Source organism: Roseofilum sp. Guam (genome assembly GCF_017746735.1).
GTDB classification, from domain to species: domain Bacteria; phylum Cyanobacteriota; class Cyanobacteriia; order Cyanobacteriales; family Desertifilaceae; genus Roseofilum; species Roseofilum reptotaenium.
On record NZ_JAGHZN010000096.1, the window covers coordinates 1 to 8,138 of the forward strand.

An 8,138-nucleotide genomic window follows, 5' to 3' on the forward strand; every position below is an offset into this window, starting at 1 on the left:
TATTGCCATCAACCGAAGAAGCCTCGACTTCATTTAGAGTGGGCTTTGCCCCCTTCTGCTTAACCCGAACTCAGGTTATGTTACTGCGATCGCTCACCGCCTGCATCGTCGTCCCTTCTCCCCTAGCACGATTCAGAATCTTGTCGTCAATATCCGTGAAGTTCTGCACATAATGCACCGTGTCGCCCCGCGATTGCAGATACCGCCGCAGCACATCCCAAGCAATGTAAGAACGGGCATGACCTAAGTGGCAATCGTCATACACCGTCACACCGCAGCAATACATCATCACCAGCTCCGGATTGATGGGCGTGAATGGCTCTTTATGGCGCGTCAGGGTGTTGTATAGGATAAGGTTCATAGGGTCGTGTAAGTAAAAATGGGTCAAACAATTCAGTCGTTTTTTATGGTGCGATCGCAGTGCAACCGTCTCCTTTCAGCACAAGACATGCTAAAAAATTGCCCTCAGGCGAGGCAATCCGTCAGGTGTTGCCGAATCTGATCGGCATTAAGATGTCGCCCGATAAAAACAAGTTGATTTCGGGGTGGCGTGCGCCATTCTTCCGCTTGCAGGTCGAAGCGGGGTCCACTCAATTGGAAGATGTTGCGGAGGTCACTTTCCTCGAACCAGAGAATGCCTTTGGCTCGAAATATAGTTTGCGGGAGTTGTTCGTGTAAGAAGTGTTCAAACTTTTTGAGCTGGAAGGGGCGATCGCTCTCAAACGCAACAGGAACAAACCCATCATTATCAAGATGGGAGGAGTGGTGATGATGATGCTCATGCCCGTGATGCTGGCGATCGCGATCGTGCTGCGTTTGCTCGATTTCCTCCTGCACCAAATCAGCGTAGGCTGCTGGATCGTTATACCACACATCCAAAATGAGGGGTAAGGGAACCTGCCCCGTTTAATCGTTGATTCTGCGGTTGAAAATGTCATATGAAATACCGAACATCAGTAGAGTAAGCAGGGGATGTAATCTAGCTCATGAAAGCCAAAGTGGAGCGATCGCAACCCCTTCGACTCCTGCAACACCGCCTCATACGCAGCTAAATTTCCTTCAATTTCACTAATAAGGTCTGCACCGCTATTGCCAAGATATGGGCACAGGTATCCCGAATCCGCAACAAGGTCTGCGAGCCACCCTGAGCAAGCAAGTTTTTTGGGGAGACTGGGTTGAACTCATCATACGCGTTCAAATCTTAGAATGATTATCATTCTCGATTTTACATTGAATGGCTGACTTTAGTCATCACTACGAACCCAAATGTTCGTAGTGGCGACTTCAGTCGTCACCCCAGAAACTCCCGCTCGTAGTGATGACTTTAGTCATCCCATTCTTTTCCATAGTCTTTGACGGGATACCTCACCCAGCTATCCCGCAGCCATTCACGCCCCTCTTGTTCTAAATACCAATGCACGCTGCTACAAGACCAATCGTAGGGGGAGGCTGACCAGCTATGTTTTACAGGATTGTAATGAATGTAATTCAGGGTCGTGTAGTAATGGCGTTCAGAACGGATGGCGCGATCGCTATAAGCATACCCAACTTTCCGTCCTACTGCTTGATCTTCCCGGTTCCACTGTCGAGAGGTAGAGCCATGTACTCGTTTTAAAGCTTTCCCTATCTGTTGATAAGGGCTACAGCCTTGATTAAGAACGGGCTTGTAGTGAGGACTTAAGTCCTCATCAAGATTGCCGAGGTGAACTAACAAATGATAGTGATTGGGCAAAACTACCCACCCTCGTAGTTCAATACCACCATTAATAAACTGCTCAAATAGCAAATCTAAAAGCTGCTTACGTCGTTCTTCTGGCTTAATATAGCATTGGTGTTCATAGCAAGCTGCTGTGAGTAAGTAAAACGATCGATCCTGAATTGGGTGAGGTGGCTTGTGGGGTGGATAGCCCTTAGCTAATCGTTGTTGAACCAGTTCAGCCTGTTGCGCTGGCGTTAGCTGGCGATACTCATACATAGCAAACCTCTCCAAACTTAAGTTTTGTAGTAACGACTAAAGTCGTTGCTTCCGGAAAATGAGGACTAAAGTCCTCACTACGAGCCTTCTTTGTAGTAACGACTTTAGTCGTTTCTAGGCACAAAAATCAGTGCCCACTCATCGCTGACACACATGACTCGGATCGTCTGCCCGTTCTGCAAACTCCATGCCCCGTGCCAACCGCCAGGCAAAGATGGGCGGCAGACCCTTAGCAATAATATCCGCGCAGGTTTGTTCGTAGTCGTAGGGCACTTCTCTGAGTTCTACCTGGGCGGTATCAGTGTCGTAGAGGACATAGGTGGCATTCGGACGACCATGGCGCGGTTCTCCGACTGACCCGGCGTTAATAATTTGTTTCAAAGGTGTCTTGAACTGGGTTTCCGACTCGTCTTTGTTCGGTTGCTGCACCCGGACAGTTAAAGTACTGTCTTCGAGGGTCCGTACATAGGGCACATGGGTGTGACCGCAGAATAGAACTTCCGCATTAGCAGATAAGACTCGCTCCAATGCGGCAAAGCCATCCATACTCGGCAGCAGGTATTCGTGTTGACTATTGGGACTGCCATGCACAAAGCAAAGATTATCCAGTCGCAGAGTCATGGGGAGTGTTGCCAGATACTCGCGCACCTCTGGATGAATGACGTTGTTTGTCCATTCATGGGCCACTCGTCCTCGCTGCTCCGCCAGTTGCGATGGGTAACTGCATTCGCACGCATTCAAACCTTCGACAATATCTTCATCCCAACAGCCCTGACAGGTGGGAATATCAAGGGAACGAATCATTTCGACGACGGCATTGGGATGGGGGCCATAACCGACGAGATCGCCCAGGCAATAGATCTGGTCTGCTTTGTGAGCGTCGATATCCAATAATACGGCATTCAAGGCTTCATAGTTGCCATGAATGCAGGAAATGACGGCGAGTTTCATGTTACGATGGTCTCCTCTTGATTGCTTTCACGCTGAATTAGGGTTTTGTACTGTTCTTGGTATTGGGCGATCGCGCTATCCGATAAACAGCCAGCCAGTAAGGTTTGGGCAATTGTTTCTCGTTCCAAGTTCCAGCCTATAACCTCAATGCCACTGAAGCGACCGGGACGACCGTCGAGCCAACGGGGAATATTCAATTCAGTGTATTCAATTCCAGACAAGCCTTCCACAAAATCCACATAGAAGGCTCGACCATCGGGCAGTTCAAAAATACCCTTGACGCGCTGCACCTGTCCGTAAGCGCTACCTGTCAGTTCAATCAAAATCTCGTCTAAACTGGGGGCATCAAAGACCTGCCCAGTCAAAGGCGATCGCCAAAACTCTGGTAAGTTATCGGGAGTGGGCATGGCGATCTCATTGGCAAGAACCACCTCATCGGCCCAGTCGTGCCATTCTGATGTTTGCAAACTCGATGGCAGGACAGCCACCCGATGGCAGGGCAGCGATGTGAGTAATGGTGCGGTCAAATCCAGGTGAAAGCCCAATTCCAGATAGACTATAGCCTGGTCTGGCAGGTCCGCTAAGACTTCTGGAATTCCATCTTCTGGCAGCAACTGCACCCAGGGAAAGGAATACCCAATCCGCCCTCGATCTACTGAATCTGTTCCCATTCCGGGACAGCAGTAAAATAGAGGACGCTGCTGGTCTGAGAGGAACTGACTTATCCAAGTGGTTTTGCCACTACCGGGCGGCCCAGCGATCGCAATTAACGTCACGGATTCCATTCAGTCTTGCCTTTAAGTATCGAATTACAGAGAGTAGAATGATAATCATTATCATAAATGAATTGAACGATATTGGAAAGTTATGAGTAAGTTGGAGTCTCTTCCATTTCTTCCCCTAGCCAAACCTTTTCCCTTGAATGCAAAGTTGCGAATTTTGGGCAGCCGTTTAGTGCCAGCGCTTATTGGGATTGGGCTAGGGGTACTGGCGATCGCAATTCGGGCGTTCATGAAATAGTGCCGCACAACAACCGCGTTGCGGCGGAACGCATAAGCTTTTTAGTTAAGTTCGCGAGGTTGTCTGCGTCTGCTGAACATGACCGTTATTCAGGGCCACTGCGATCGCGGATACGCAATGAATAATTATCAAGTAACCAGGCTATGGGATAGTCAAGTAGATTTTTTTGCCCACTTAACTAATATAGTTTCAAAAGGCCTATAAGATTTTAGGCTATTTAGGAAATACTTTTTCTCATCTAAGGGCCATCCTGAGCAACCATATATGTATGCAGTTTTTTGCCAAGCATCCATTGCTTGGTAGCTCTCTTTATATTCCCGAAGCCAATCAAAAGCTAAGTTCTGCTTTGCGGCCAAAAGTATTTCTCTGCGAGCAAAAGGTTCACTAGAGGAGTATTGTTGAGCGAGTTGGGAAAAGTGATTAATATACTTATTGCGAGTAAACAAACTTAAAATAGAAAGACGAAAATATTCATTACCTTTAACGTCCTCAGATTGGAGCAAAGTCAATAACTTTGCTCCAATCTGAATCCATTTCTCTTTCTCTACAGATTGAACAGAAACCAAATAAGTACATATATTTGCAAAACAAGGGGTTAAACTTTCCAGATTTTCAAGTGAAACATCAATGGCTCCAGGATGACCTATCTGTGTTAAGCGCCTATAAAACCATCGAAGACGAATATAGTCTACTTCTCTATCAAAAAGTGATGATAATGCTCCAGAGATATTTGAATCATTAGGTATCCAATTTGTGGCAAATTTAATAACATTTCGAGTTAGTGATTCCTTCTGTCCTATGTACTCCTTAATAATAGTGCTGATGATATCTCCAGATATAGTCTTCCAATCCTCATCAGAGACTTCATTATAAGAAATCATTGCATAAGGATTACCCTGTGAATATTTCCTGATAATCTTGAGCAGTTGATCTTCTTCATAACTAATCGGCCGATCTTCAATCATACTTCGGCATAGTTCTTGAAATTCTTTGGGAGAATAGAACTTAGTCTTATGCCTTTGAAGCATCAGTCTTTGTTGCTTATCAAGGGTTGCAGCAATAGATGATAATGCTTGCTTACCCGATTCAGGAGACGTGCAAAAAACTATAATATCATCTGCAAATCGTATGAAATTGATGCCCATAGAAGAAAGACTGTTATCAATAGGAATCATTGCACTCTCGGCTATTAAGTGGATAGCATGAGGTCCTATAGGCAACCCTCGGGATACTTTTGCAGTAGTTGATTCTAATAAAGAGATGATCCACTTTATAGCCTGGTTAGAGAATCCCGATTCAATTAGTTGATTCTCGACAGTATGATGATAAATTTGATTGTAGAAATCAGCAATATCACAATATAAAATTGTGCCGAATTTATGGCTTTGTTCGCTTGCTATACTCCAGAAATTATTCCACGAATCTTGACTAGCATAAAGTCCTAATTTTTTGTCGGGTTTAAATCTATAACTAAAGATTTTTGTATCTGACAATCTGCGGTCTTCAATACCTTGACCATATTGGTGAATTAATGCCGTAAGAATAATAGAATCTTGAGGATCAAGTTGTGTTGCCTGGCGATAGGCTATTTCATCTTTAGGTACAATGAAACGGCGACAAGAACCAGGTGGAAATGAGGATAGATCTTTTCCCTCAACAAGCTTTACAAAGTCATCTTCTGATTCTTGTATTGCGTCAATCTCTAAAATTTTTGGAAACAGATCTCCATCAGAATACTTATGTAGAAATTTAATTGCCCAACGGATTGAATCACCTTGCAAAGACACATGTAACTCCTCTCAAGTCACGTACTTATGAAGTAGAACTTTTAGCTAACTACTAATTATACCTCAGGTCGCTACATAACATATCGCACATAGGAGTCATAACGATGCAATCACCCTAAGCGATCAACCTCTACTTAAAGTATAATTTTGTTTGGCAGCCTAACACGCCAAGATACTCTATTCAATGCTCTCTGTGTTGGTCGAAAGTGCGTGCTGGGGCAGAGCCATGTTAATATTATTTCTTATGCAAGACTCTAAACAAAACATCAATGCCAGAGCTTCTATGGATTTGGAACAGCGAAAGACCTGGTATTCTCCGGTTGCTAATATCTATTACAATGCAAGACCAAGTTATCCCAACGAATTAATCGATCGCGCTGTTTCTTTAGCTCAACTCTCTTCAGATAGCTCGATTCTTGAGGTCGGTTGTGGGCCTGGAAATGCAACAGTGGCGTTTGCTAAATTTGGATGTTCAATGACGTGTCTTGAGCCAAACCTAGATTTTTGCCTTTTAGCCGAACGCAACTGTGTGTCATATCCAAATGTCACTATCTACAGCACCACATTTGAAGCATGGGAACGACAAGGGAAACAGTTCAATGCTGTTTTGTCTGCTAATGCTTTTCACTGGATACCTTCAGAGATACGATATGCCAAAGCAGCGGCTGCATTACGCGACAACGGATGTCTGATTCTGCTATGGAATCTGACTCCTGAACCCAAATACGAAGTTTACCAAGCGATCGAGAAAGTCTATCAGGCTTATGCACCCTCATTGGTTCGATATGAAGGTCCAGAAGTTCAAGCCGATATTCTGAGGCGATTTGAACAAGAAATCTTGAACTCCGGCTTCTTTAAGGAGTTGGTTGTTGAGCAAACCACCTGTGAAGTTACCTATAGCATTGATGATTATTTTAAGCTTTTAAGTACGCTTCGCAGACTAGAGCCACAAGTAAAAGAACTACTCTTTGCCCGATTGCGGAAGGAGCTAGAAAAATTTGGAGATAGTGTACAACTTTCATTTCTTTCTGCTGTTCATGTCGCCCGCAAAGAGGGTTAGTCTGTTGGGAGCGCTACTTAACCCCCTCAACGCTCTACAAGTAAGGTAATTCCTAATCGTCAATCTACTGAGTCAAGGAGTCCATTGAGTCTTGCCTTAAGATACAATAAGATTAAAGAATGATAATCATTCTTGTTTTGTGGATGAATTGAACGGCACTCGAAAGTGATAGGTAATTGGAAGATGGCCCCTTCAAATGGAACGGTAGACCAGGTAGATATTGCCATCATTGGTGCGGGTCCGCAGGCGTTAACCTTAGTGACCCATCTGCTGCAAAAGAAGGAGTCCATGCGCAACCGCTTTGTGGTACTCGATCCGGCGGGGGATTGGCTACAGCAATGGCAACACCAGTTTGCCGCCTACAATATTCCCCACCTGCGATCGCCGGTAGTCCATCATCCCGACCCCGATCCCCATGCCCTGCGCACCTTTGCGGAATCTCGTTCATCGGAACTCTTTCCTCCCTACGACCTACCCGGAACCCAACTCTTCCATGACTTTTGTCAAGAAGTGATTCGGCGCTGGGAATTGCAGGAGCGGGTGATTTCAGACCAGGTACAGCAAATCGAACTGTTTCATCAGATGGGATGGCAGCGGTTTCGGTTGACACTCGCTGACGGTGGAGTGCTGACAGCCAAGCGGGTTGTGTTGGCGATCGCCGGCGGCCAAGCCAACCTTCCCTCATGGGCGCAAACTTTGTCCTCGAACCCCCCAAGCGATCGCCTCCTGCACTCCAATCAGGTCGATTTGCGCGATTTGCCGCAGTTAACCGGAGAAACGATTTTGATTGTCGGCAGTGGGCTGACGAGCGGACATCTAGCCTTGGGGGCGATCTCTCGCGGTGCAAAGGTGATCATGATGGCGCGGCGCACCTTTTACGAGAAACTCTTCGATGCCGAACCGGGATGGCTCGGCCCCAAATATCTCAAGGGATTCCACGCTGAACCCGATTGGGGAACTCGCTGGCAGATGATTCACACTGCCCGTAATGGGGGTTCCCTAACCCCGGCCGTTCTCACCCAATTGCGACGCAAGGAACGACAGGGCAAGCTCTCGTTTTACGAGCAGTGCGAAGTTCAGTCCGCCGCGTGGCAAGAGAATGCCTGGAGAATAACCTGCAACCATCCGGGTGTTCATCACTGCATTGCCCAACAACGAATTGACCGCATCTGGCTGGCAACAGGTAGTACACTAGATGTGAATCACTGGCCCCTATTAGCCAATATACAGGCAACCCACCCCTTACCCCTGGTCAATGGCTTACCTTTGACACTCTGCGGGCTAAAGCCGCGCAGATTCTTAAGCCGTCCAAAATCGGACTCTTAAAGGCGTTGTCAAAGCGCCC

At 46.2% G+C, this 8,138-nt stretch carries 7 protein-coding genes and 2 pseudogenes; 3 read left to right on the forward strand and 6 right to left on the reverse strand.

Features of this window, described 5'->3' with window-relative positions:
* Positions 1–85 precede the first annotated feature (85 nt).
* The 5 genes and pseudogenes from J7529_RS23810 to J7529_RS23830 form a co-directional block, all read right to left on the reverse strand.
* Positions 86–361 (reverse strand): annotated as a pseudogene (locus tag J7529_RS23810) (class I tRNA ligase family protein); the annotation flags it as partial.
* A 104-nt stretch (positions 362–465) separates the two neighbouring features.
* Positions 466–903: pseudogene (locus J7529_RS23815) on the reverse strand (GTP-binding protein); the annotation flags it as partial.
* A gap of 421 nt (positions 904–1,324) precedes the next feature.
* Entirely contained in the window at positions 1,325–1,975 is a 651-nt protein-coding gene (locus tag J7529_RS23820; RefSeq protein WP_318731039.1) for a hypothetical protein, read from the reverse strand.
* 138 nt (positions 1,976–2,113) lie between these two features.
* Positions 2,114–2,926, reverse strand: coding sequence for a metallophosphoesterase family protein (locus J7529_RS23825; protein ID WP_318731040.1), 813 nt, complete (start codon positions 2,924–2,926; stop codon positions 2,114–2,116).
* Positions 2,923–3,711 (reverse strand): hypothetical protein, encoded by a 789-nt coding sequence (locus J7529_RS23830; RefSeq protein WP_318731041.1) that lies wholly within the window; start codon positions 3,709–3,711, stop codon positions 2,923–2,925. Before J7529_RS23830 ends, J7529_RS23825 begins: the two co-directional genes overlap by 4 nt.
* Positions 3,712–3,793: 82 nt before the next feature.
* On the opposite strand from J7529_RS23830, the gene J7529_RS23835 reads away from it, so the two are divergent.
* On the forward strand, positions 3,794–3,946 hold the full coding sequence (locus J7529_RS23835; RefSeq protein WP_318731042.1) for a hypothetical protein: 153 nt from the start codon (positions 3,794–3,796) through the stop codon (positions 3,944–3,946).
* Positions 3,947–4,098: 152 nt separating this feature from the next.
* Here the strand turns inward: J7529_RS23835 and J7529_RS23840 are convergent, their stop codons facing one another.
* On the reverse strand, positions 4,099–5,733 hold the full coding sequence (locus J7529_RS23840; RefSeq protein ID WP_318731043.1) for an RNA-directed DNA polymerase: 1,635 nt from the start codon (positions 5,731–5,733) through the stop codon (positions 4,099–4,101).
* A gap of 244 nt (positions 5,734–5,977) precedes the next feature.
* Between J7529_RS23840 and J7529_RS23845 the strand changes: the two genes are divergently transcribed.
* Both J7529_RS23845 and J7529_RS23850 read left to right on the forward strand, forming a co-directional pair.
* Positions 5,978–6,793: a class I SAM-dependent methyltransferase gene (locus J7529_RS23845; RefSeq protein ID WP_318731044.1), complete on the forward strand. Its 816-nt coding sequence runs from the start codon at positions 5,978–5,980 to the stop codon at positions 6,791–6,793.
* A gap of 183 nt (positions 6,794–6,976) precedes the next feature.
* Entirely contained in the window at positions 6,977–8,119 is a 1,143-nt protein-coding gene (locus J7529_RS23850) for an FAD/NAD(P)-binding protein (RefSeq protein ID WP_318731045.1), read from the forward strand.
* Positions 8,120–8,138: the final 19 nt, after the last annotated feature.

Coding starts and splice junctions, on each gene's coding strand:
- J7529_RS23820 (WP_318731039.1), bottom strand. CDS start 1,975: ATGTATGAGTATCGCCAGCTAACGCCAGCGCAACAGGCTGAACTGGTT.
- J7529_RS23825 (WP_318731040.1), bottom strand. CDS start 2,926: ATGAAACTCGCCGTCATTTCCTGCATTCATGGCAACTATGAAGCCTTG.
- J7529_RS23830 (WP_318731041.1), bottom strand. CDS start 3,711: ATGGAATCCGTGACGTTAATTGCGATCGCTGGGCCGCCCGGTAGTGGC.
- J7529_RS23835 (WP_318731042.1), top strand. CDS start 3,794: ATGAGTAAGTTGGAGTCTCTTCCATTTCTTCCCCTAGCCAAACCTTTT.
- J7529_RS23845 (WP_318731044.1), top strand. CDS start 5,978: ATGCAAGACTCTAAACAAAACATCAATGCCAGAGCTTCTATGGATTTG.
- J7529_RS23850 (WP_318731045.1), top strand. CDS start 6,977: ATGGCCCCTTCAAATGGAACGGTAGACCAGGTAGATATTGCCATCATT.